Genomic DNA, 23,590 nt, shown 5'->3' with positions numbered 1-23,590 from the left:
GGGTGAGAGAAGATGTGTGTAGAAAGGGGCCTCTGGAGCAAAAGGACAGAGAAGGCTATAAGTCTTCGACGACCATTTGTGAAGAGGAGCCCTTTCTACATCCTCGAACCCAACTAGAAAGGGTGAGAGACTTGGCAGTTAGCTTTCCTTCACTGGATCAAGTCAGCAGAGCCAGTCTGACAGACTGCGGCGGGGACTTGTGAAGTGACAGGAAAGCTGCCAAGCCGAACCTGACTACCAAGACTGAGAGAGCTGGCGGGAGAAATAGACCTCTGGAGCAAAGTGCATAGGGTGAGGCCAAGCGTATTTAGCTTGGGCTAGTTCAAAGTTGAGAAAAGAGACTGCTTAGGAGGGCTAGTCTCTTTTCTTTTTATTGCGAAACGTAAAATAATCTAACGTATTATGTTATGGTTCAGCCACTTCTATAGCAAAAATAAGCAATTCATTTCAATGTTATGCGTCAATTCGCCTTATCAGTAAAAAAATATTTTGTTTACGATATATTTTATAACATAATTCTTTTAGATTATGATAAAATAGTAAGTAAATAAAACTGATTAATGCGAGGTGCGCTTATGCTAACTATTGAATTTGATAGCATCCAGTCCATGGGTTTTGCTGTTTTAACCCTCTTATTTGGGAAATGGATCATCAATAAATTCCCCAAGCTAGAAGAATACTCCTTGCCTCCAGCCATTGTAGGGGGATTGATTTTCGCCATTGTAAATACGATTTTGAGGCTGGCTAATTTGATGGTAATTAAGATCGATACGGAATATGCCATGCTCTTTATGGTGATCTACTTTACCACCATCGGCTTTGAGGCGAGTTTGCAGGCCCTGGTTCGCGCTAAGGGGATTGTCAGTAAATTCCTCTTTGTTTCGATTTTAGCCATCTTTGTCCAGAATTTTCTGGCTTTAGGTCTGGGTAAGGCTTTCGGCATTCCAGGCCCTCTCGCCCTCTTACTGGGATCGCCAGCCTTAGTCGGTGGTCCAGGAACAGCTGCAGCGGTTTCGCCTTCCATTGAGGCTCTGGGCTTTGATACGGCAACTTCGGTCGGTGTGATTGCCGCCACCTTGGGCATTGTCCTCGGTTCGGTTTCGGGTGGGCCGGTAGCTTCCACGGCTATCAAGAAGCACAATCTTTCAGCTAAGGATCCGGATGCTTCAGCCAATACGGGTGACCGCTACAAGTCACATAGCCAGCGGCAGAAGATGACGGGGGAACGGATTGCAGTCATGCTTTATGGCACCCTGGTCGTTATCTTTTTGGGGATCTTCCTGACCAAGATCTTGAATTTCTTCGTCGGTTATTTGGTAGGCGGAATCAGCTTCCCCCTCTATATCGGCCCCATGATTGTGGCTGCTACCGTGCGGAATATCTCAGATGCTCGGGATAAGCCAATCCTAGATGATGAGGCGCTGGGCTTTACCTCTGATATTTCCCTCAATATCTTCCTGTCCCTGACCATGGTGGGCTTGGAGCTCTGGACCATCCTCGATATGGCTATCCCAATGCTGATTATCATTGCCCTGGAAGCTATAATCACCATCGCCTTTGCTCGCTATGTGGTCTATAAACTGATGGGGAACAATTACGACGCAGCAGTGATGACAGCCGGTTTTATCGGTTTCGGGATGGGGTCTTCCTCCAATGCCATGGCCTGCATGCAGCAGCTTACTAAGGAATACGGACCAAGTCCCTTGGCCTTCCTGGCTGTTTCTATCGTCGGCGCCCTTTTCATTGATTTTGTGAATATCTTTATGATTTATGGCTTTATCAACTTCCTCTAGTTGTCGAAGCAGCCGAGCTCGATTAGCCGAGTTCGGCTTTTTTTGAGTAAAAGTTTTACTTTATCTAGGGCCCTTGTGCTATACTTAGGGAACTTTAGGAGAGGAGGGGATGTGATGTCTGATAAGCGTTTGTCTTGGATAGCGCTAGCTTTGATTGTTTTAGTTTTTATAGGGACCTGGTTTTCTTCGTCTATGCCTTACGAAGCCCAGAGCCTCCAACCTATCCTGCGCCGCCTGCTAGCGGGTGAACCTTTTGCTGGGCTCTTAGCGCCGATTCGCTTTACTTATGCGGGAGAAAAAATTAGCGTTGATGCTTTATCCTATGCAGGATTTGTGGAATTTTTTATCCGCAAGGGGGTACACTTTGTGCTCTTCGGCAGCTTGGGGGTCCTCCTCTACCTGGCCCTCCGCCCCTACTGCCAGGGGTGGGGCCTGACTTTCTTGCTCAGCCTGGCTCTGACTTTTGGTTTTGCTTCCTTTGATGAGCTCCGCCAAACGATTACGGTTAACCGGTCAGGTTTGCTGGAAGATGTCTTCTTGGACACAGCTGGGGCCTTGTGCTTGCTCTTAATCTACCAGCTGATTGAAAAGATTTTCCGCAAGAGGCCAGTTGAATAGTTTGCTCTTGATATAAAAATAGCCTTGTCCCTCCTTCTTATGAAGTGAGAGGCAAGGCTATTTCTATGTCATTTTTACTGGCTATCATCGGATGTATGCTCTTTGTCTGTTTTGTTATCCATAGGGTTGAGGATGCGGACGTCTTGGCGGGGGTAGGGGAATTCGATGCCGCCTGCTTCAAAGAGTTTGAAGATTTCATAGTGGATTTCGGTGGTGATGATTTGTTCGCGCTCGTTGTTTTGTTGGCTGAGCCAGAACCAGAGCTCAAAGTTAATGGAAGAGTCCGCGAATTCGGTGAGGAAGACCCGGGCCTTGGGTTCATCGAGGATTTCTGGATACTGGGCTTGGACGTTCTTCAGGGCCTGGAGGAGGAGTTGGCGGGCCAGTTGGAGGTCTGAATCATAGTCGATGCCGACAGACACGGTGACACGGATTTCTGGATCGCCATAGGACCGGTTAACGAAGGAGTTCTCGAGGAAGTAGCTATTAGGGATCAGCATCCGCTCATTGCGGCGGGTCCGGACAATAGTCTCGCGGATGCGGATTTCTTCAACCGTTGCGACGGTTTCGTCCACTTCGATCAGGTCGCCGACGCGGATGGGCCGGCTGAAGAGGATGATCAAACCGGAGATGAAGTTGTTCATAATATTGCGGATGCCGAAGCCGACGCCCACCCCGATCACGCCAGCGAAGACGCTCAGGCTAGTCAGGTCGAAGTTGAGCTGCTTGAGGGTGACTAGGACCACTGCTATCAGGACAATATAGGTGAAGAGGGTGGTGATGGTCGCCTGGGCTCCCGGATCAATGTCATAACGGCGGAAGATGGAAGGCAAGAGGAAGCGTTTGACCCCATTGACGAAGCGGATGGCTAAAAGAATAGCAAAGCCAACTGAGAAGAGGAGGAAGGTAGAGACATCCGTTTGTCCAAGCTTGAAGAGGGGGTTGAAGAACCAGCGAGACTGAGAAAAATAGGAAATAAAGAAAATAATAAAAACAAAAGATGCCAGCCAGTTGAGGATGGACTGGAGCAGGAGGGAGAGGGAATGGTCTCGGTTGAAGCGATGGAGAAGCTTACGGCAGAGGAAGTAGAGGGCAAGGAGGAGGAGAAAACTGAGCAGGCCGGCAATCCAGTAGCCGACCCCGTGGGCACTGAGATAGTCGAGCCAGTCTTTGAGAATATGGGTCATGGGGCACCTTCTTTTTTTCTTTTAATTATAGCAGACTTAGCTTTCTCTTTCGCCTTTGAGGCTATTTTACCTATAATAGTAAGTAGAAAGGGTGGGAGAAATGAAATTAATTACGGTAGAAGAACACTATATGTCAAAAGCTATCAACGACCAGTACCAGGCTTTGAACCAGGCCGACTTATCGCCTGAGCAGGAGGCCAAGGCTTCCTTTGTTTCTGAATATCTGAATCAGATGGTTGAGACCGGGGGACCGATTGTCGACTTAGACCAAAAACGTCTAGCTTATATGGACCAGGCCGGGGTTTCGGTGCAAATTCTGAGCTATGGCAATAACAGCCCCATGGATCTAAGAGGAGAGGCGGCTGTCGACCTGGCCCGGCAAGCCAATGATGACTTGTTTGAGGCCTGTCAGAAGCACCCCGATCGCTTCTATGGACTGGCTTGTTTACCGGTGGACCAGCCTCAATCGGCTGCAGCGGAATTGGAGCGGACGGTCAAAGACTTGGGCTTCAAAGGGGCTCTGCTCCAGGGTACTTTCCAGGAAGAATTCCTCGATAATGACCGCTATGATCCAATCTTTGCCAAGGCGGAAGAACTGGGCGTGCCCCTCCAGATCCATCCGGGTGAGATCAAGCAGGACGTGCTCAAGGCCTATTATAAAGGGAAGTGGTCGGACCAAGTTATGAATGTCTTGTCTGGCCATGGCATGGGCTGGCACTATGAAGCGGGGGTCCACATGCTGCGCTTGATTCTCTCAGGCTGCTTTGACCGCTACCCCAGACTCCAATTGGTTGCCGGCCACTGGGGAGAAGGCCTGCCCTACTTCCTCGAGCGCTTGGATGAGAACCTGCCAGTGGACCTGACCCACTTGGACCACAATATTGCCTATTATCTCAAGCATAATTTCTACTATACGCCCAGTGGGATGTTCTATGACGGCCCCTTTAAGCTCTGCTTGGATTACTTTGGCGCGGAACGGATTGTCTGGTCGGTAGACTATCCTTATGTGATCCGAGACAATGCTTGGGACTATCTGGCTAATTTTGGATTGGCTCAAGAGGACCTCGAAGCTATCGCCTATGCCAATGCAGAAAAACTTTATGGACTAGGGTAATTGTATTTATAGAATAATAAAACCCGCCCCTCTTGAATAAAGCGTGCTATAATGAAAGTGATATTGAAAAAAACAAGGGGGAATTTTCATGACAGAATCGATGCGTGACCAAGTGATTGGGGCTTGGAAATTGATATCCTATCAAACGACTGATGCGTCCGGTCAAGTGGTCTATCCTTTAGGTGAGGATGCTAAGGGCTTCATCCTCTATACACCGGATGGCTATATGTCCGCCCAAATCATGGCCCAAGGACGGCCAGCCTATGCGTCAGGGGATCTCCACAAGGGGACCCAGGACGAAATGGCCCAAGCTGCTGAGGGCTATCTGGCCTATTCCGGGCGCTATGAAATCGATGAAGACAAGGGGGAATTGACCCACCATATGGATGTCTCCATGAACCCAACCTGGCTCGGTCAGTCCCAACCTCGCGTGGCCCAAATTGTAGATGGCAAATTAAAGATTTATAACGGACTCAAACCTGAAGACCAATTAGTTTGGAAACGTGCGGAAGACCATAGTCAAGCTTAAAGGAGGCTATTTAGATGAGTGAACGTACAGTAGTTGTAACAGGAGCAGCCCAGGGGATTGGCTATGCTATTGCTGAGCACTTTGTTAAGGCTGGAGACTGGGTGGCTATCTTGGACCTGAACCAGGAAGCCGCTGAAGAAGCTGCCCAAGCGCTCGGTCAGGCACAAGGCTTTGGGGGCGATGTGTCGAAGGAAGACCGGGTCAAAGCTGTGATGGAAGCGATTATCGACGAGCGTGGGGCCATTGATGTGCTCGTGAACAATGCAGGGATGCAATACATTTCTTCCGTTGAAGACTTCCCATATGAGAAATTCCAACAAGTCTTTAATGTGATTATGGGAGGGACCTTCCTCTGCATCAAGTATGCCCTACCTTCTATGAAAGCCCAGTCTAAGGGCCGGATTATTACCATTTCCTCAGGCCACGGCCGTCGCCCGGATAAATACAAGTCCGCTTATTGTGCGGCTAAGTCCGCCCAAATTGGCTTCAGTAATGTGGTAGCCAAGGAATACGCCCAGGATGGGATTACCGCTAACTGTGTCCTGCCTGGCCCAACCCACACCAAGTTGATCGACAATCAATTAGCTAAATTGGCTGAGGAAGATGGCACGAGTGAAGATGAAGCGCTCAAGACCCATATTATCGGCGGCCAATGGTTAGGACGTCTCTTGGAAGCCGATGAAATTGCTTCTGCTGTCTACTTCCTGGCTTCCGATGCGGCAGCTGCCATTACCGGGGAAGCACTCGGTGTAACCGGTGGCGAAGGCTAGTAAAATTAAAAAAAGATTAAAATTAGCTTGACTATCTCTTAGACTGTGTTATTATAAGGATAATTTCATAAAGAAACGATGACGAAGTAGTAGTAGCCAGTCCTCGTCAGCCTAGAGAGTCCCTGTTTGCTGGAAGGGGACCTGATAAGCTGGTGAACTCGACTTTTAGGATGAGCCGATGACTCAGTCTGAGTGCTCAATGCCAGCATCTGGTGCCCCCATTAACCGGCATTCCCCTAGGGGAAGAGAGTTGGCCAGTTTTGCCTGGCAACAAAGGTGGTACCGTGCTAGCGCACCCTTTGAGGACCGCAGAGGTTCTTGAAGGGTGCTTTTTTATTTGAGGATTCGTCTGAATATTCTAAAATAGGAGGAAATGTAAATGAATAGTCTTATTATTTTTGGCACCATTATCTTGGCAATTGCGATTGGGGAGCGTTTCCGTTTAAACGCAGGTCTTGTCGCGGTTGCCTTCGCTTACTTGTTAGCTGTCTTCGTCTTTGGCTTTACGACGGACCAAGTCTTTGCGCTCTGGCCGATTGAGTTATTCATGGTGATCTTTGGAGTTTCCTTCTTCTTCAGCTTCGCTAAGATGAATGGAACTTTAGAAGCGGTGGGCCACCACATGATCTACCGCTTCCGCCACCATACCTCGCTTATTCCCTTGGGCCTCTATCTGACTGCAGCCCTCTTATCTGGTTTGGGGGCAGGGACTTGGGGTTCTGTGCCGATTGTCGGAGCCATTGCCCTCCAGCTCTGCCGGCAGACTAAGATGAATGAGACAGTGGCTGCCATCTCCGTTATCCTAGGTGGGATGAATGGCGGGAATATTCCTTTTGGTCCTCACGGTGCAATCATCCTGGGTGTTCTCTCTGAATCGGGCTTTGCTGACCAGGCGGCTGAGATGACTTGGAAGATTTTCGGTGTGTCGATCCTCTATCCCCTGGTGCTTATTGCCGGGCTTAGTCTCTGGCAACACTACAGTTACGGTCAAGAGAGTGTAGAAATTGATCCCCCTCAAGCCTTTACTTCCAAGCAAAAACAAACCTTGGCCTTGATTGCCTGCTTTGCTGTGGTGCTCTTGCTTCCCGCCATGATTACCAACTTTACCGACGCCTTCCCAACCTTGACTTTTATTAGTGAACACATCAACCTCAGCTTCTTGACTATCATCTTCGGGATTATTGCCTATATGATGAACTTGGCGCCCCGGGACAAGGTCTTTGACCAGATTCCTTGGCAGACGATTTGGGTGGCCTGCGGGATGACCTTCTTGATTAGTCTGGGGATTGAGCTGGGCATCACGGAAGAGATGGCCAAGCTGATCTCTTACATGCCTAAGCTAACGATTCCGATTGTCCTAACGGTTCTGTGTGGCCTGATGTCGATCTTCAGTTCAACCATCGGCGTCCTAGCACCCCTCTTCTTCCCAGCCTTGGCTGCCATTTCGGGTGCGACGGGTTGGCCAGTTCTTCTATTGGCCTGCTTGGTCATTGTGGGCGGCTTCTCAACAGGAGCTTCGCCTTTCTCCGATACGGGTAGCCTCTATTTGGCGACTGGCTCTTACTGCCAAGACAGCCAGCGCGCCCTCTACCGCCGCCTCTTGTTCAAAGTGGCCCCAACTTGTATGGGAGCCGCCGTCGCAACGGCCATGGTCTTATCAGCGGCGGCTATTTTATAAAATGACCGGCATATAAAATCTAAGAAGCACATGAAACAAGCGCATTGTGTGACAATTTTCCTGTCCCAATGCGTTTTTTTTGTAGCTAACTTAAAACCTTACTGAAGCATTTTTATACTGTTACAACAAATTTAGCAATTAATATTATGTTAGCTATTCCTAAAGTGTTATAATAATAAGTAGATTTTATAAAAAATTTGAATTTTTTAATGTTGATGGCTAGTAATCAAGAAATCAATACAGGTTATTTTTTGAGCAGGAGTGGAGCTTTGAAGTTGACCCTTAGCCATGGCTCTTCAAGGGGCAAATTCAAAAAGCAAAACGGATGCCCATCAAGAGACAAATTTTAAAGAATTCATTACAATTGGAGGAAAATTTTATGTCCTATCTACCCTTACTGGGCATCCTGATCATTGTGGTCGGCTTTGCCTTGAAGTTGGACACCATTGCGGTGGTGGTTATTGCAGCTGCTGTTACCGCTCTTGCTTCTGGGATGTCCATTACTGAATTTTTGACCAGCCTGGGGGACGCCTTTGTGGCCAACCGCTTGGTCACGCTCTTTGTCCTAACCCTTCCCATTGTGGGCCTGTCGGAGCGTTACGGCTTGAAGGAGCAAGCCGTCCGCCTGGTCAACCGCATCCAAGGCTTGACGACAGGGAAATTTCTCAGCCTCTATCTCTTGATCCGGGAAGTGGCGGGGATTATTTCTGTTCGCTTGGGCGGCCACCCCGCCTTCGTCCGTCCCCTAGTGGAACCCATGGCCCAGTCTGCCGCCAAGGCTCGTTACCAAAAGACGGACGCTAAGAGCCTGGAATTAATCAAGGCCCAGTCGGCTGCCATGGAGAATATCGGGAACTTCTTTGCCCAGAATGGTTTCGTTGGCGCAGCGGGCACCCTGCTCATTGTCGGCACCATGGAATCCTTGGGTTATCCTGTTGCTGCTGCTGAGATTGCCATGGCTTCCTTAGTTGTTGCCTTTCTAGCCTTCGTCTTTGGCCTGCTTTCAAACTATATCTTTGACCGCCGGCTGGACCGGTTGAATGGCTATTCTAAGTCGGATAAAGGAGGAAGGGACTAATGACCATGGAAGTATTATTTAGCTATGTTTTAGAATTTTTCTTTATTTTGTCTGGTCTGATCTTCTTCTATTCTGCCTACCAAGGGGCTCAGGATCGAACGAATCCCAAGCGTTGGGGGACCGCAGCTTTTTGGGCCATTCTAGGTTTGCTCTTTGTCTTTGGCCGCCTCTTACCTGGTCTGGTTTCTGGGATCTTGGTGGTCCTCTTGGGTGTCATCACCTTGTTCAAGCAATTCGGTGCAGGGACGGCCTTTGTTGAAGACAAGGCTAAGCAGGAAGCAGCTGCTAAGCGTTTTGGCTGGAAACTTTTCTTACCGGTTTTGGTCATGGCCCTGTCCGCTGTCATTGTGGCCCGACTGATTCCAGAGTCCAGTGCCTCCTCGATTGGGATTGGCTCGCTCTTGGGAACTTTGGTCGCCTTGGCTCTCTTTAAGCCTTCAGCCAAGGAGGCCCTCTATGAGACGGATCGGATGACCCAGCAAGTCGGCACGACCAGTATCTTGCCCCAACTGCTCGCTGCCCTGGGTGTGATCTTTGTCAACGCCGGGGTCGGTGAGATTGTGGCCCAAATCTTGGCAGGCATTGTCCCAGCTGGGTCGAAGTTCTGGGGGATTGTGGCCTATGTCTTGGGCATGGTCTTCTTTACCGCTGTGATGGGGAATGCCTTCTCCGCCTTTACGGTTATCACGGCAGGTATCGGGGTTCCCTTTGTCCTGATGCAGGGGGCTGATCCAGTTGTTGTAGGTGCCTTAGGGATGACAGCCGGTTTTTGTGGGACATTATTGACACCGATGGCAGGGAATTTCAACGCCCTCCCTGTGGCCTTGCTTGAGATGACTGATCCCAATGGTGTCATCAAGCGCCAGTTGCCCTTTGCCCTTATTATGATCGTGGTCCATATTGTTCTCCTATATATTTGGGCCTTTTAATAAAAGAAAGGAGCTTTATCGATGAAAATTTTAGTTACAGCTTTTGATCCTTTTGGTGAGGATAAGATCAATCCGGCCACTGAAGCCGTCAAAACACTCCCTGACCAAATTGCTGGAGCAGAAGTCATTAAGTTAGAAATTCCGACAGTCTTTGTGAAAAGCGCGGAGGTCGTGAGCCAGGCCATCGCAGACCATCAACCTGACTATGTGGTCAATGTGGGCCAGGCAGGGGGGCGCTATGCCTTAACCCCAGAACGAGTGGCTATTAACTGGGATGATGCTCGAATTGCGGATAACGAGGGCAAGCAACCCATCGACCAGCCTATCCAAGCGGACGGACCAGCAGCTTACTTCTCTAGCCTCCCCATCAAGGCCATGGTAGCGGCCGTTAAGGAAGCCCAATTGCCTGCAGAAGTCTCCAATACAGCCGGCACCTTCGTCTGCAACCACATCATGTACCAAACCCTCTATCTGATCGACAAGACCTACCCAGAAGTTAAGGGCGCCGGCTTCATCCATATCCCTTACCTCCCCGAACAAGTTGTCGACCGTCCCAACACCCCATCCATGGGCCTCACCGACATCAGCCGAGGCCTAGAAGCCGCCATCTCAGCCATCGTCGCTTATGACGGCAAAGAAGACCTCCACAGCGTAGGAGGAAAAACGCATTAAACAAGGGTGTGAGCAAGAGCGTTAAGCTTTGGATGCTTGGAGTAAGTCGGGATAAGGGCAAGCACCGCTTGCTCGTTCCCGACTTGCGAAAGCACTCCAAAGCTGCTCTTGCGAACCCGACTATGCAGGGTGAGAGCAGTTGCGTCCAGACTTGAATGACTGGAGCCCAAGCGGAAAAGAGCGGCTTTAGCCGATCGTTCCGATTGGGTGAAGTCACTTCAAGTCTGCAACTGCGAACCCGACTATGCAGGGTGAGAGCAAGAGCGCTTAGCTTTGGATGCTTGGAGCAAGGCAGAATAAAGAGCGAAGCATTCGCTCGTTTCTGACTTGTGAAATCACTCCGAGTCTGCCAAGTCGAAGCGGACTAAAGGGTGTGTGGGCTGACGCTTAATTGACCAAGCTCCAATTAAAAGTTCCTATTGTAGCTTGACACACCGAATGAATCCATCCCCGAAAAGTGGTGGGAGTCCAAAGCCTATCCAGCAACTCTTCTCGATAGGCAGACAGGACTTCCATCGCTTTTTGATATTGAAACGTTTTCACAAACTGTTATAATGAATAGAGAAAGTTATTATAGAAAGGAGCTGGCTAGCCTAGTGAGTAAAAAAATTAATTGGTCGAAATGGGGGCGTTGGCTGGCCCTAGGATTACTCGTGCTTGTGAGCTGGTGGATCTTTAAGACCTTTAATCTCAACCGGGTCAGGGACTTGGTGATGACGAGTTCCTATGCTGAAGGGATCTATGTACTCTTGTGGACCTTCCTGCCTATGGGTTTCTTCCCGGTGCCTATCCTGGCTCTGGCGGGGGGAATGGGCTTCGGTCTATGGAAAGGATCGCTGCTGACAGTGATTGGGGCAAGTTTTAATATGTCCTTTATGTTTTTAATAGCCCGCTACCTCTTCCGACGCCCTGTACAGAATTTCCTTTATGAACGTTATCCCTCCACCCAGGAGATCTTGTCCAGCAAACCCAGTCGCTTACGCCTAGTGCTGGCCCTTGCCCGCTTGATTCCTCTAATTCCCTATAATATTGAAAATTATGCTTTTGGTTTAACGGACATTACTTTTATCGACTACTTGCTGATTTCCTTAGTCACCATCTTGCCGGGAACCCTGATTTATGTCAATGTGGGGGACAAGGCGGTCGCGCCTAACACCTGGGACTTTGTCTTAGCGATTGGCCTTCTTCTGCTTCTAGTGGTTGGAACAGCCTTTCTTACCAAGTATATGCGCCAGCCGGAAGATAAGGACTAGCTTTTTACTTTCATCTCTGGATAAAATTTTGTACACTTGACTTGAAGCTTGGAAGGGTCAGATTCAATGAAAGGGGCCTAGGATGCTGAGTGCTTATTATCAATCTAAATTGGGAGTCATCCAACTGACTTATCAAGGGCGAAGCTTATATGGGCTTGCTTTTGACGATGACCTGCCCCAAGATGGTCAACCGGCAGAGAGCTGCCCTGAATTAGAGGAAGTTTGCCAGGCCTTAGATGCTTATTTCGCCGGGCAAGCCGTCCAGCTAGCGCCTGAGAGCTTGGTTCTCCAGGGAACGCCCTTCCAGGAGCGGGTTTGGGCTTTATTAAGAGAAATCCCCTATGGCCGGGTGACGACTTACGGGGACCTGGCTCAGACCTATGAAGACCGCTACCAGGCCCCCATGTCTGCCCAGGCAATCGGCGGCGCAGTAGGGCGCAATCCCATTGCCTTATTGGTTCCTTGCCACCGGGTGGTCTCTAGTCGGGGACAACTGACGGGCTATGCTTATGGTCCCCATCGGAAGCAGGCCCTCTTAGAAGGGGAAGGTCTGACCTTTGATGACCGGGGACAAGTCATTAATTTTTCGTCAATTAAATTAAAAGCTAAAGGAGCTGAAGAAATGGCAAAAAAGGATAAATATTTGGTCAAGTATGACCGTTCGCGCGAATTAGATAGCTTCAAAGTCAAGGGCTTTCGCTGCTATGACGGTTTGGATGTGATTGATGATCTGAAAGTGGGGACGGCGGTGGACCTCTTGGCAGAAGCGGATAATCCTTATGATTCAGATGCTGTCCAAGTGGCTTATAAGGGCCATCAGTTAGGTTATCTCCCTGCAGATGACAATCACTTCATTAGCCAATTGCTTTATTTTGGCCATGGGAATATTCTAGAGGCACGGATTTTAAGCCTAAACTTTGACCAGGGCATAGAGCCTCTGATCACCATTCAAGTTCGTATCAAAGATAAACGTTAAAGCAGAATACCAAGGAGGATATTATATTATGTTATTAGAAAATAAAGTTGCCTTAATTACGGGTGCCGGTTCTGGTTTTGGTCGGGCGACGGCCTTACTTTTCGCCAAGGAAGGGGCCAAAGTTGCTGCGGTCGATATTAATCGTGAAGCGGCTGAAGAAACCGTTAGTCAAATTGAAGCAGCAGGGGGACAAGCCCTGGCTATCCAAGCTGATGTGGCTGACGAAGCGGCTGTCAAAGCCATGGTTGAAGAAACTGTTGAGGCTTACCAAAGCATTGATATTCTCTTCAATAATGCGGGCATCTATGTTCCAGGCAATGTGGAAGAAACACCGCTCGATGCCTTCCAGAAGAGTTTGGCCATCAATGTTACGGCGGCTTTCCTAGCTTCTAAATTTGCTATGCCTTGTCTCAAGGAAAACAAGGGGAATATCATTAATACGGCGTCTGCTGCCGGTCTGATCGGCTTCCCTGATGCGGTCTCCTATGCCGCTACTAAGGGGGCAGTGGTGTCTATGACCCAGGCGATTGCCGTGGACTATGCCAGTGAGGGAATTCGCTGCAATGCCATTTGCCCAGGCACAGGTAAAACGGGGATGACTAATGAACTCTTGGAAGACCCTGACATTGCCCAAGGCTTCCTAGCACCTATCCCTATGCAACGCTTTGGGGAAGCGGAAGATGTGGCTAAAGCAGCCCTCTTCTTAGCTTCGGACCTTGGTTCTTATACGACGGGTCATGCCCTCCCTGTTGACGGCGGCTGGACCATGAGCTAATTCGCCAGGCTTAATTGTAAAATTAGAAAGGACCTCCCTCATCTTCTTGTTTGATGAGGAAGGTCCTTTAGTTTAGTCTTCTATAAAAGCTTGGAGGGCAGGTAGGCGGAGGCGACGGATGCTGCGGTTGAGGGGGATAGCTACGAGGATACCGAAGATATTTTGCAAGGAGTTGCCAGGAATGGATGGGATGGCTGCGGCCCAGTTATAGAGGATCCCTGTCCCAATGGCATAGCCGACCATCATCCAGATACTAGCTAGGATGAGCGCTGTCCAGTTGCCACCAGGTAATTTTTTCTTAGCTAAGCAACCAGCAATATAACCTTGGAGGCCGTGGATGATAAAGGAAAAGACAATCCACTGGGGATAGCCGGAGATGAGGTCGATAAGGGCCCCGCTGGCTGCACCCACGATGCCGCCAGCTACTGGGCCAAGCAAGAGGGCAGAGGCATAGATGCCTGCATCACAGAGGGTGAAGATCCCGCTAGTGGCTGGAATAGGGATAACTACTAGGATCGATAGGGCAGTGGTAAGTGCCGTCAGAACGGCGATTAAGGGAAGCTTAGTTTTCATGCAAAGGACTCCTTTATCTTAATATTTCTTTAATCTTTAGTATAAGGAGTTTTGGGCTAAACTGCAAATATTTGTGTAAGGGTTCACATGTTTGAACTTAAAGTCAAAGAGAGACTCGCCTTCAAATAATAGGGACTAAGCGAAGCTTCTGCTGAGCGTTTACTTTAGTCTGCAGAAGCTTTCGCCTTCTAGCTTAGAAATGTTATAATAAAGAAAGTAAAAGCGAACAAGGAGCGACTAGAGACAATGGAAAAAATTGCGATTATAGGTTTAGGGATTTCTGGCTCAGCTTGTTTGGCAGCCTACCAGCACTTGGCTCAGTCCCATGACTTTGACTTAGTTGTTTTTGACCGTGAGCCTTATTTGGGACGGGGGATCCCCTTCACAGAGTCTTATGAAGGGGCCCTGATGAATACTCGGAATGCTGGTCTGACCTATGACCAAGCTTATTCCGGTGATTTTGAAACTTGGCTTAAGGCCAAGGATCCCGACCGCGACTGGCCTGAATATAGCTCCCGCTATCTCTTTGGAAGCTATTTAAGAGAACGGGTGGGGACGCTCTTGGAGAATCTCCAGGCCCAGCTGGTGAAGGAGTATGTGGCTAAAGTCAACTTCGACCAAGAGGCGGAGACTTGGTGTCTTGAGACCGAATCTGGCCAGGTCTACACGGGCTTCGACCGCATCCATCTTTGCTGTGGGGACTTGGGGACCAATGACTTCTATCGATTGGAAGGAACGTCACGCTATCTCAACCAGGCCTATCCCCTAGAGGCTGACCGCTATCAGATGGATGAGGAAGGGTTGCGACGGGTGGCCGTGATTGGAACAAGTTTATCAGCTATTGATGTGATTAAATACCTGGCTGATATTTGCCAGCCCAATCAAATTCTGGCCTTCTCCCGGGGCAACCAATTTCCGATTGTGAGCGGTAAGGAGGCCGAAGACCTGGCCTGGGCTTATCTCAGTGAGGAGAATTTTCAGGCAGCCCAGGAAGCGGAAGAGGGGCTGACCTACCAGCAGGTCGACCAGTGGATCCAGGCCGACTGCCAGAACCTAGGCCTAGATTGGGCAGACTGCCAGGAAGTGAGTCTCAGCCAAGGAATTGAAGGGATCCGTCGTGCGATGGATTGGACCAGCCAGGGAGCACTTTTGGAGGCCTTGGCCACCCGGGTGACCCGCCTCCTCTTCCACTACTGGCAATATCTGAGCCTAAGCGACCGTCAACAATTTGCGGACAAGTACGACAAGGTCTTTTCCCTGGCCAAGGGTAAGATGCCCTTGGCGTCGGCTCAGCGTTTGTTAGACCTAGCCGATGAAGGCTGCCTCAGCTCCTGTTCGGGTGTTGAAGAAATTATTTATGATAAGCAGACTGGGCTCTACTACCTGCTCGACCAGGAGGGCATGATCATTGAAGAAGTGGACTATATTGTCAATGCGACGGGGATCAATCTCGATTTAAGGCAAGCTTTGCCCCAAGATAGCCTCCTCTATGACTTGCGTGATCAAGGCTGGTTAAATCCTGATCCAGCCCAGGGAGTTAGCCTGGATGTTAACCGCTACCAGCTAATTTCTCCGCGCTTTGGGCGCTTAGACCATGTCCATCCCCACGGCCTCTTAATTGCCCCCTCGGTCTACCACAATAATTCAACGACTACCATCCAACGCTATGCCCAGGATGTGATCAACTGGCACTATTGCGGCCAAGACTACCGACAATCAGGACTCTGGCCTTAGGAGGTATATATGTTAAGTCACTATGAAAAAATGCGTGCCGGCCAATGGTACGACGCCAATTATGATCCGGATATCCTCGCCAAGCGAGAAGCAGCAAAAAGCAGGGCCCACCGCTTCAACCAGATCGATCCTGCTGATCGCAAAGAAGCTGAGACTGCCTTAGCTAAGCTACTAGGGGACCTGCCTGAAGGCCTGGAAGTCATGGCGCCGCTTTATGTGGACTACGGCGACAATATTCACTTCGGCAAACACTGCTTTGTCAACCACGCCTGTTACTTTATGGATGGGGCCCGGATTGAATTTGGGGACCATGTCTTTATCGGCCCTTATTGTGGCTTCTATACGGCTGCCCATCCCCTGAGGGCAGAAGCCCGCAATGCGGGCTTGGAGCAAGCCCGACCTATTAAGGTTGGTTCTGACTGCTGGTTCGGGGCTAATGTCTCAGTGATGCCAGGTGTCAGTATCGGTTCAGGCTCTGTAATTGGGGCCGGGTCGGTGGTTACCAAGGATATCCCAGAGAACTCCCTCGTCATGGGGGTCCCCGGCCAGGTGATTAAGACGATCGACCAGGACCAGGGCAATTCATTTACAAATGAGCCTTAGAATGTTAGAGTTAAAAAGCGAGTTCTTGAAAACGACAACAAAATAGTAAGGAGTTTGTCATGCCAGCAATCCAGGATATTTTAAGCCAATTATTTAAAGAAATGAAGGTTCCTGTAGAATACCGGCCTTTAGATGGTGGCCAGCACCTCTTTGCCTTAGCTTATCAGTTAGGGGAAGACAAGGTCGTGCCTTGCCATATCATTGCCCGGGACTTTAACGAGGGAGAAGCCACCACGGACTTTCAAATTAACTACCGCCAGCTCTGCCAGGTGGAAGACTACCAACAGACGGCCAAGGCCCTCGAAGTCATCAATGATTTGAACCGTGAACGGAGCGGCTATTACAACCTGATCCTCTCGGGCGATGGGGAAATCTATACGCGCTGCTTGTCGCGGACCGGTGAGGACGTCCGGGTTCTCTATGAGCTCATGACTTTGGGTGCTAGCGTTGCCCGGGACCTCTATCCGCGACTGGAGCAAGCCATCAACAATAAGACCGTCAAAGTCGCTGAACGATCCGAATAAAGAAAGGAAGTTTATATGAGTGAAGAAAATTTTACCGACCTTTCCAAATTTGAAGATTTGAAACTCATGGACGAAGCCCTCTATGAGGAGTGTATCCAGGCCTTAGAGCAAGTCATTGACCCGGAACTGGGCATTGATATTGTCAACCTGGGGCTGATTTACGACTTGCTCTATGACGGTGAGGGCCATCTCCTGATTAAGATGACCCTAACCACTATGGGCTGTCCTCTCCAGGATGTGCTCATGGAATCGGCGGCCATTGCCCTGGATGATGTCGATACGATTAAAGAAATGAAGATTGACTTGGTTTGGGTGCCTGCTTGGACAACCAAACGTCTTTCGCGTTACGCCCGCATCGCTTTAGGGATTCGCTAATTGATTGAAAAAAGTAAGGGGCCGGCTTGGGACATCCCTCGCTTGGTCCAGAAAACTTGGACCGATGGAAAGCCTAGGGAGGGCACTGTGAGGACTTAGGTCTCTTAAAGAATCACGACTAGGCTTGGAAAGGTGCATATGAAACGATTTTTTTTAGGAGCCATTCTAGCTCTCGGGCTAGCTTTGGCTTTTATTTCTTTGTCATATTTTGTGATCATGGATCATTTAATTGTGGATGAGACGCCCAAGCAAGCTGATGTGATTATTGTGCCAGAGGGGATGATTACTGAGGAACGGGCCGAGAGGGCGGCTAACCTTTACCGGGGAGGCTATAGCCGGTCTGGTAAGCTGATTGTGTCGCCCTATGACCAAATTAATGGCGCATACTATGCCGAACATGGCGTGCCAGAGTCCGCTATCGTCAATGATGCCACAGCGACCTCTACCTATGAGAATGCGACCCATAGCTTGAAGATGATGGAAGAGGCGGGCTATAGCTCCGCTTTGGTGGTTTCCTCAGACTATCATATGTTGAGGACCAAGATGATCTTCGAGCGAGTTAACCGTCGCTATGACTTCGATCTTACCTTCGTTGCTGCCTACCACCGCCAGGGGGATCATTGGGTGACTTGGAAGGAAGGACCGGACTATATCCAAGACTTTGCCCAGCAAGAATTCTACAAGTACTGGGCTTATCTCTTGTATCTTTACCATTTTGTGAACCATTAGGCTGGAGTGTTTGGGCTCCAGCTTTTTTAGTGAATTGCGCTGGAGAGCATACCTTGCACTTTTGAATTTGGACCTTAAAACTTTATTGGATAAGATGATTTTATCTTCAGAAATAGGGGAAAATGATAGAATAGAGATAGTTATGGGCTTATCCTCATCATAAATTAATTTAAGTACCTTTGATTTATGCTAAAATTTTAATCATTGGTATAAATTTGCGAAAGAGGAGTGATTGCATTGAAGAATCAACACCAGACTTTGAGCTGGCGTCAGTCAACCGTCATCGGGTCTATGTTATTTGGCTTATTTTTTGGGGCTGGTAATCTGATTTTTCCCGTTCAAATGGGGCAGGAAGCTGGAGCTAATCTCTGGACGGCTGCTCTCGGCTTTGTGGTAACAGCGGTGGGCTTGCCCCTCCTATCTGTGGTAGCTATTGGAGTGTCGGGATCTAAGGGACTCAATGATATGTCGGAGCGGGTCCTTCCCAAGTACGGGCATATCTTTACGGCGCTCTTGTATTTTGTTCTCGGGCCGCTTTTATCGATTCCCCGGACAGCGACGGTGTCTTATGAAATTGGCTTTAGCCAGTTTACCCAACATCCGCTTTTATTATTTGCTTATTCGATTTTCTTTTTTATTTGTGTGGCTTATTTCTCTCTCAAGCCTTCAGGGATTATGACCTGGGTGGGCAAGTGGATGAATCCGGTCTTTCTCATTTTTCTAGCCTTGATTTTAGCGGGCGTTTTATTGACTGCTGATAGTTTTTCCTTTACCGCTTTCCCGGTTGCTCCTAAGTACCAGGAGGCCCCCTTTCTTCAAGGTTTCTTAAATGGTTATAATACCATGGATGTGATTGCTGGTTTGATCTTTGGCATCTTGGTGGTGCGGTCCATCCACCAAGTTGGTGTGACAGAAGACCGGGACGTAGCCATGGGAACCATTAAGAGTGGGGCCTTGAGCATGGGCTTGATGGCTGTGATCTACTTCCTCCTAACCATGTTGGGGGCCCGGAGCTTGGAAGATATTGACCTGGCTCAAAATGGGGGCGAAGCCTTGATCCAAATTGTATCCACTAAGTTTGGCGTCTTTGCGGGGATCCTGCTCTTCGTAGTCATGTTTGTGGCCTGCCTCAAGACCGCCATTGGCCTTATCATCTCCTGTGCGGAAACCTTTGCGGAGATTTATCCCAATTTGCTCAACCAGGAGAAATGGACCTATGTTTTCATTGGTATTTCCTTTGTGATTGCTAATGCGGGCTTGAATGCGATCCTAGCTTGGGCAGTTCCCTTTCTGGCCTTTATGTACCCCCTCTCGATTGTGATTGCCCTCCTTCACTTGGTGCCAGCTTGGACGAAGCGACCAGTGATTATGCGCTGGACCCTGGGCTTTACCCTGGTTCCTGCCTGTTTTGACCTCCAGCATGCCCTGCCTACAGGATCGATTGCAGCATTGGATCATTTTGCTGGGGCCGTTTTTCCTTTTTATAACTATGGTTTTGCCTGGGTCCTACCAGCCATTCTTGGCCTATTAATTGGTCTCGTTCATTCCTACGTTATTAGAAAAGATTAAGCGATTTATTCAAAACTCCAGTTGGTAATGACTGGAGTTTTTTGATTATAATTGTACTGTTGGCTAAAACACTTTATAATAAAAGTAGAATACGATGATAGAAAGGAAGGGTATGATGCCTCAACGTGACCACTACCGACGGCACAAGAGGAGAATATGGCCTTGGATCTTGGCCGGACTTGTTCTCTTAGTCCTCATTGTTCTAGGGGGGACTTACTTTGGTGCTAAGCAGGTAGCAGATGACCTCTATGCGCCAACTCAGGGGAGGGACCAGGACAAGGGGGCAGGTCAGCGGGATCCAGAATTAGGGGAAGATCCCATCTCTGTCCTCTTGGTAGGTATGGACTCAGGCAATGGGCGGACCACTGGAGAACAGAATACGGATGCCCTCATCTTGCTGACTCTCAATCCCAAGACAGGGTCCGCTAAAATGCTGAGTATTCCCCGGGACACCTACAGCGAACAAGTTGGCACGAAGATCAATGCAGCCTACGGACAAGGGGGGATTGAGGCGACCATTGGAGCTGTCCAAGAGCTCTTGAATGTTCCTGTTGATTACTATGCCTTGGTTAATATGACTGGGCTAGTGAATATTGTGGATAGCCTGGGTGGCATCCAGGTCGATAATCCCCTCAGCTTCAGCAATATGGGTTATAGCTTCCCTCAAGGTCGTATTACCCTCCATGATGGTCAGGAAGCCATGGCCTATATCCGCATGCGCTACGAAGATCCGGAAGGGGACTTTGGCCGTGCCCGGCGTGAACAAGTGGTTCTCAGAGGAATCCTAGATTCTCTGCGTTCCGTTCAAAGCCTGACCCACCTCAAAGACTTATCAGATATTGTCCGCCAAAATGTCCGTACAGACCTCCAGCTGTCCGATATGATGGTCCTGGCCAAGGACTACCGCAATACGGCCGACGCCATTGAACAGGGGGTTCTCAAGGGAACGGATGATATGTCAACAGGAACTTATCTGAGCATTGTCTCAGAAGAAGACCGCCAAGAGGCTTCCAACCGTCTGCGCCAACACCTGGAACTGCCTAAAGCATCGCTAAGTGACTAAGGGCAAGCTTCCACCTAACCGTACACTTTGCAAGCCATTAAGGAGGCAATTCAAATGAAACTTGACCTAAGTAATCGAACCATCCATCAGCACGAAAAAACTATCAGTCACAGTAATTTTTGGCGCATTTTAGGGGATATGGTCATTAGCTTTATCGTTGTTTTTGCCATCGATTATCTCATTGACCAGGTAATTAGCTTGGATCCCCAGGAAGGTCTCAGCCTTCGCTTTGGCCTAGTTCCCTTACTCAATCTGATCTCAACGCTAGCTTCCAGTCTCTTCTCTATGGGGATCATGTGGGGCTTAGTACGTCTGGTCCGCCATGGCGGCTCCTATGACCAGGGAAGCTTGGTTCAGCCCTTTAAAGAAAAATTGGGCCGTAATATCTTAGCCCTCTTCCTCCTTGCCTTAATCGGCTTAATTCCAACGATAGTGATAGGGCTGGCTTCTGGCTTCGGTTTGATCGGTGCCAGTATACTGTCTACTGAAGCTTGGCAAGCTGATGCAGCCTTCTTTGGGATTTTTATTTTAGCAGGAATTATACTAGGGATTGTCGTCACTTGGTTGGACTTATCCCTGGCTATGGTTTCGCCGCTCTTAGGTGATTATCCAGAGATGGGGGCTTGGCAAGTGATGAAGGAAAGCTTCCGTATGATGAAGGGCAACCGCTGGAAACTTCTAGGCTTGATCCTAACTTATATCTGGATTCCAATCCTAATCCTCATTGCCAGCATTGTCGCTTTCTTTGCTTACGCCATTGCTGCAAGTCCTGTTCAAGGCCCTAGCTATGTCCTGGCTTTCTCACTCTTCTTCTTTGCCCTCTTAGTTGCGGCTTTAATTGGACTCTATTACGGTCTGCGCCTGAATGTGGCCAAGGCCCTCTTCTACACCGCTCTAGTAGATAAGGAAAAGGGAACGTCTTGTTTCCCTGGACAGGGTCTAGCAGGGCAAGGGGAAGCCCTCTAAGCGATTTAATTAAGCTCAAGGCCTTGTGCCTTGGGCTTTTTTAGTGATCATGAATAAACAATTCACAAAAAGCTAGGAAAAGCTTGCCTTAAATGATAAAATGATGTGCAATCTCCGTGTTTTATCATTAAGTAGTGATCGTTATAATCGATCAAAGGCTATTGGAAATCAATGCTTTCTAAAAGCTAAAAAAATGATAAAATAAATTAGTATAGATACTTGTCTACTTTTCTTAGAAAAAGTAGATGAAAATGAATCGCTGAGGTTCATTGGCAGTTAAGGAGCCAGCCATGTATATGTATTTGGACTGAGGCTTCAATTGAGAGAGTAAAGGATGATGGCTATGATTGATTTACAAAATGTCGATGTCAGCTTTGATACAGCAAGTGGCAAAGTCCATGCCGTTCGAGATGTGAGCTTGTCGATTGCTAAGGGTGAAATCTTTGGTGTGATTGGTTATTCTGGGGCCGGGAAGTCGACCTTAGTCCGTACTATTAACATGCTCCAAGCTCCAACAAGTGGAACGGTGCGGGTGAGTGACTATGAAATGACCGCACTCAACGATAGTGACTTAAGAAAGGCCCGCAAAAATATCGGGATGATCTTCCAACACTTCAACCTGATGAATGCGCGGACGATTGCCGGCAATGTGGCCTTCCCCCTCCAGGATTCAGGCTTATCCAAGGAAGAAATTCGTGAAAAAGTGGACCGGCTCTTAGAACTGGTTAATTTATCGGACCGCCGGGATGCTTATCCTTCCCAATTATCCGGGGGACAAAAGCAGCGGGTAGCCATTGCCCGGGCCCTAGCCAATGACCCTGATGTTCTCCTCTGTGACGAGGCGACATCAGCCTTGGACCCTAAGACAACCCGGTCGATTTTGCAATTGTTAAAGACTGTCAATGAACAGCTCGGAGTAACCATTGTCATTATTACCCATGAGATGAGCGTGATTAAAGAGATCTGTGACCGGGTAGCGGTCATGCAGGATGGTTATGTCATGGAAGAGGGATCGATCTTTGATATCTTCTCTAATCCACAGACGGAATTAACCAGGAACTTTATCGAGTCAGCGAGTCCTACTGAGAAGGGGATCGCTTCCGTCCTAGCCAATTCCCAGTTGGTCGATGTGAACTCGTCTGATCGGATTATCCGTATTGACTTTGCGGGGGCGGATACAGGAGACCCTCTGGTAGCCCGGCTAGCACGCGATTTCGGCGTTCTTCCAAGTATTCTTTATGCGAATATTGAAGTTCTCCAAGGCATTCCGACAGGGACCATGTTGGTATCGATTAGTGGGGATGATCAAGCCATGGCTGATGCCGTTAAGTTTATTGACGACAATGGCGTTAAGTGGCGGGAATATCAAGTTGAAGGAAATGGTGGTGTTGAATAATGGATTTTTTAACGAATTTATTGCCTAATGTGAGTGAAATTCCAGACGAATTTGTCACAGCGACGATTGAAACGATTTATATGACCATCCTGACCTGTATCATCGGTTTTGCCCTGGGGATTGTGGTGGGGATCTTCCTCGTTCTGACCATGCCGGGTGGCTTGAAGGAAAATCGTGTGGCTTACAGCATTCTGGATAAGATAGTGAACATCTTCCGTTCCATTCCTTTTGTTATTATGATGGCTCTCTTAGTGGGCGTTACCCGCTTTATCGTTGGGACATCAATCGGGACAACGGCTGCTATTGTGCCACTTGTTGTAGCTACAGTGCCTTTCTTCGCCCGTCAGATTCAGAATGCCTTGATCGAAGTGAATCCGGGTGTGATTGAAGCCGCCCTCTCTATGGGTTTGAGCACTTGGCAAATCGTTAGTCGTGTTTATCTTAAAGAAGCGCTGCCAGGTATTATCCGGGTTTCTGCCTTATCGATCATTAATGTGATTGGCTTAACCGCTATGGCTGGTACCATCGGTGGTGGGGGCTTGGGTAACCTAGCCATCACCCGGGGTTACAACCGTTTCCAAACCGATGTGACGATTGTTTCAACTATCATTATTCTGATTATTGTCTTTATTTCACAAGCGGTCGCTGACTGGTATGTCCGCCGCATTGAGCATTAGATTAACAAT

The 23,590-nt window shown here is 48.8% G+C and carries 24 protein-coding genes; 22 read left to right on the top strand and 2 right to left on the bottom strand.

The annotated features are described in order from the left end of the window. Positions 1-575: 575 nt before the first annotated feature. Positions 576-1,793, top strand: a complete 1,218-nt coding sequence (locus QP860_RS05715) for a sodium/glutamate symporter (RefSeq protein WP_070616694.1) — start codon at positions 576-578, stop codon at positions 1,791-1,793. Between the two features lie 114 nt (positions 1,794-1,907). After that, positions 1,908-2,411 (top strand): VanZ family protein, encoded by a 504-nt coding sequence (locus tag QP860_RS05710; RefSeq protein WP_070616696.1) that lies wholly within the window; start codon positions 1,908-1,910, stop codon positions 2,409-2,411. Between the two features lie 74 nt (positions 2,412-2,485). Here QP860_RS05710 and QP860_RS05705 read toward each other — a convergent pair whose 3' ends face one another. Continuing rightward, positions 2,486-3,598, bottom strand: coding sequence for a mechanosensitive ion channel family protein (locus tag QP860_RS05705; RefSeq protein WP_284912333.1), 1,113 nt, complete (start codon positions 3,596-3,598; stop codon positions 2,486-2,488). Between the two features lie 100 nt (positions 3,599-3,698). Here QP860_RS05705 and QP860_RS05700 point away from each other — a divergent pair, with 100 nt between their 5' ends. The 10 genes from QP860_RS05700 (at position 3,699) to QP860_RS05655 (ending at position 13,372) form a co-directional block, all read left to right on the top strand. Then, positions 3,699-4,712 (top strand): amidohydrolase family protein, encoded by a 1,014-nt coding sequence (locus QP860_RS05700; RefSeq protein ID WP_070817355.1) that lies wholly within the window; start codon positions 3,699-3,701, stop codon positions 4,710-4,712. Between the two features lie 88 nt (positions 4,713-4,800). Continuing rightward, entirely contained in the window at positions 4,801-5,241 is a 441-nt protein-coding gene (locus tag QP860_RS05695) for a lipocalin-like domain-containing protein (RefSeq protein WP_070616701.1), read from the top strand. Positions 5,242-5,255: 14 nt separating this feature from the next. Continuing rightward, a complete protein-coding gene (locus QP860_RS05690) occupies positions 5,256-6,011 on the top strand; it encodes an SDR family NAD(P)-dependent oxidoreductase (RefSeq protein WP_284912332.1) in 756 nt (251 codons plus the stop codon). Between the two features lie 379 nt (positions 6,012-6,390). Further along, entirely contained in the window at positions 6,391-7,689 is a 1,299-nt protein-coding gene (locus tag QP860_RS05685; protein WP_070616705.1) for an SLC13 family permease, read from the top strand. Between the two features lie 379 nt (positions 7,690-8,068). Further along, positions 8,069-8,767, top strand: a complete 699-nt coding sequence (locus tag QP860_RS05680) for a DUF969 domain-containing protein (RefSeq protein WP_284912331.1) — start codon at positions 8,069-8,071, stop codon at positions 8,765-8,767. Positions 8,768-8,772: 5 nt separating this feature from the next. Continuing rightward, a complete protein-coding gene (locus QP860_RS05675) occupies positions 8,773-9,696 on the top strand; it encodes a DUF979 domain-containing protein (RefSeq protein WP_070617108.1) in 924 nt (307 codons plus the stop codon). A gap of 21 nt (positions 9,697-9,717) precedes the next feature. Continuing rightward, the gene (gene pcp / locus QP860_RS05670) at positions 9,718-10,368 is read left to right on the top strand and encodes a pyroglutamyl-peptidase I (RefSeq protein ID WP_070616710.1); all 651 of its coding nucleotides are present in this window, start codon (positions 9,718-9,720) and stop codon (positions 10,366-10,368) included. 596 nt (positions 10,369-10,964) lie between these two features. Beyond that, complete coding sequence (locus QP860_RS05665) at positions 10,965-11,621, top strand: TVP38/TMEM64 family protein (RefSeq protein ID WP_284910713.1); 657 nt, start codon at positions 10,965-10,967, stop codon at positions 11,619-11,621. Positions 11,622-11,703: 82 nt separating this feature from the next. Continuing rightward, positions 11,704-12,597, top strand: coding sequence for a methylated-DNA--[protein]-cysteine S-methyltransferase (locus QP860_RS05660; RefSeq protein WP_284912330.1), 894 nt, complete (start codon positions 11,704-11,706; stop codon positions 12,595-12,597). A 28-nt stretch (positions 12,598-12,625) separates the two neighbouring features. After that, positions 12,626-13,372, top strand: coding sequence for an SDR family NAD(P)-dependent oxidoreductase (locus QP860_RS05655; RefSeq protein WP_284912329.1), 747 nt, complete (start codon positions 12,626-12,628; stop codon positions 13,370-13,372). Positions 13,373-13,444: 72 nt separating this feature from the next. Here the strand turns inward: QP860_RS05655 and QP860_RS05650 are convergent, their stop codons facing one another. Continuing rightward, positions 13,445-13,945 (bottom strand): ECF transporter S component, encoded by a 501-nt coding sequence (locus QP860_RS05650; protein WP_070616719.1) that lies wholly within the window; start codon positions 13,943-13,945, stop codon positions 13,445-13,447. Positions 13,946-14,191: 246 nt separating this feature from the next. Between QP860_RS05650 and QP860_RS05645 the strand changes: the two genes are divergently transcribed. The 10 genes from QP860_RS05645 to QP860_RS05600 all read left to right on the top strand — a co-directional run bounded on the left by QP860_RS05645 (position 14,192) and on the right by QP860_RS05600 (position 23,581). Then, entirely contained in the window at positions 14,192-15,679 is a 1,488-nt protein-coding gene (locus QP860_RS05645; RefSeq protein WP_284912328.1) for an FAD/NAD(P)-binding protein, read from the top strand. Positions 15,680-15,688: 9 nt separating this feature from the next. Beyond that, complete coding sequence (locus QP860_RS05640) at positions 15,689-16,282, top strand: sugar O-acetyltransferase (protein WP_070616723.1); 594 nt, start codon at positions 15,689-15,691, stop codon at positions 16,280-16,282. A gap of 59 nt (positions 16,283-16,341) precedes the next feature. Next, on the top strand, positions 16,342-16,806 hold the full coding sequence (locus QP860_RS05635; protein ID WP_070616724.1) for a hypothetical protein: 465 nt from the start codon (positions 16,342-16,344) through the stop codon (positions 16,804-16,806). Between the two features lie 15 nt (positions 16,807-16,821). Then, the gene (locus QP860_RS05630; RefSeq protein WP_070616726.1) at positions 16,822-17,181 is read left to right on the top strand and encodes a metal-sulfur cluster assembly factor; all 360 of its coding nucleotides are present in this window, start codon (positions 16,822-16,824) and stop codon (positions 17,179-17,181) included. 138 nt (positions 17,182-17,319) lie between these two features. Next, positions 17,320-17,910 carry a YdcF family protein gene (locus tag QP860_RS05625; protein WP_070616728.1) on the top strand — a complete coding sequence of 197 codons (591 nt, stop codon included), beginning with the start codon at positions 17,320-17,322 and terminating at the stop codon, positions 17,908-17,910. Positions 17,911-18,147: 237 nt separating this feature from the next. Then, on the top strand, positions 18,148-19,479 hold the full coding sequence (gene brnQ / locus QP860_RS05620; protein WP_083294273.1) for a branched-chain amino acid transport system II carrier protein: 1,332 nt from the start codon (positions 18,148-18,150) through the stop codon (positions 19,477-19,479). 112 nt (positions 19,480-19,591) lie between these two features. Then, positions 19,592-20,542 carry an LCP family glycopolymer transferase gene (locus tag QP860_RS05615; RefSeq protein ID WP_070616730.1) on the top strand — a complete coding sequence of 317 codons (951 nt, stop codon included), beginning with the start codon at positions 19,592-19,594 and terminating at the stop codon, positions 20,540-20,542. Between the two features lie 54 nt (positions 20,543-20,596). Beyond that, positions 20,597-21,508: a DUF975 family protein gene (locus tag QP860_RS05610; RefSeq protein ID WP_070616732.1), complete on the top strand. Its 912-nt coding sequence runs from the start codon at positions 20,597-20,599 to the stop codon at positions 21,506-21,508. Positions 21,509-21,851: 343 nt separating this feature from the next. After that, the gene (locus tag QP860_RS05605; RefSeq protein ID WP_070616734.1) at positions 21,852-22,904 is read left to right on the top strand and encodes a methionine ABC transporter ATP-binding protein; all 1,053 of its coding nucleotides are present in this window, start codon (positions 21,852-21,854) and stop codon (positions 22,902-22,904) included. Then, the gene (locus tag QP860_RS05600) at positions 22,901-23,581 is read left to right on the top strand and encodes a methionine ABC transporter permease (protein ID WP_371325972.1); all 681 of its coding nucleotides are present in this window, start codon (positions 22,901-22,903) and stop codon (positions 23,579-23,581) included. The genes QP860_RS05605 and QP860_RS05600 overlap by 4 nt, the downstream gene beginning before the upstream one ends. The last annotated feature ends 9 nt before the right edge of the window (positions 23,582-23,590 follow it).

Origin of the sequence: Aerococcus sp. UMB1112A, assembly GCF_030230715.1 — a bacterium.
Classification (GTDB): Bacteria; Bacillota; Bacilli; order Lactobacillales; family Aerococcaceae; genus Aerococcus.
Note: the sequence above shows the minus strand (reverse complement) of the source record. Positions and strands in the feature narration are given on the sequence as shown.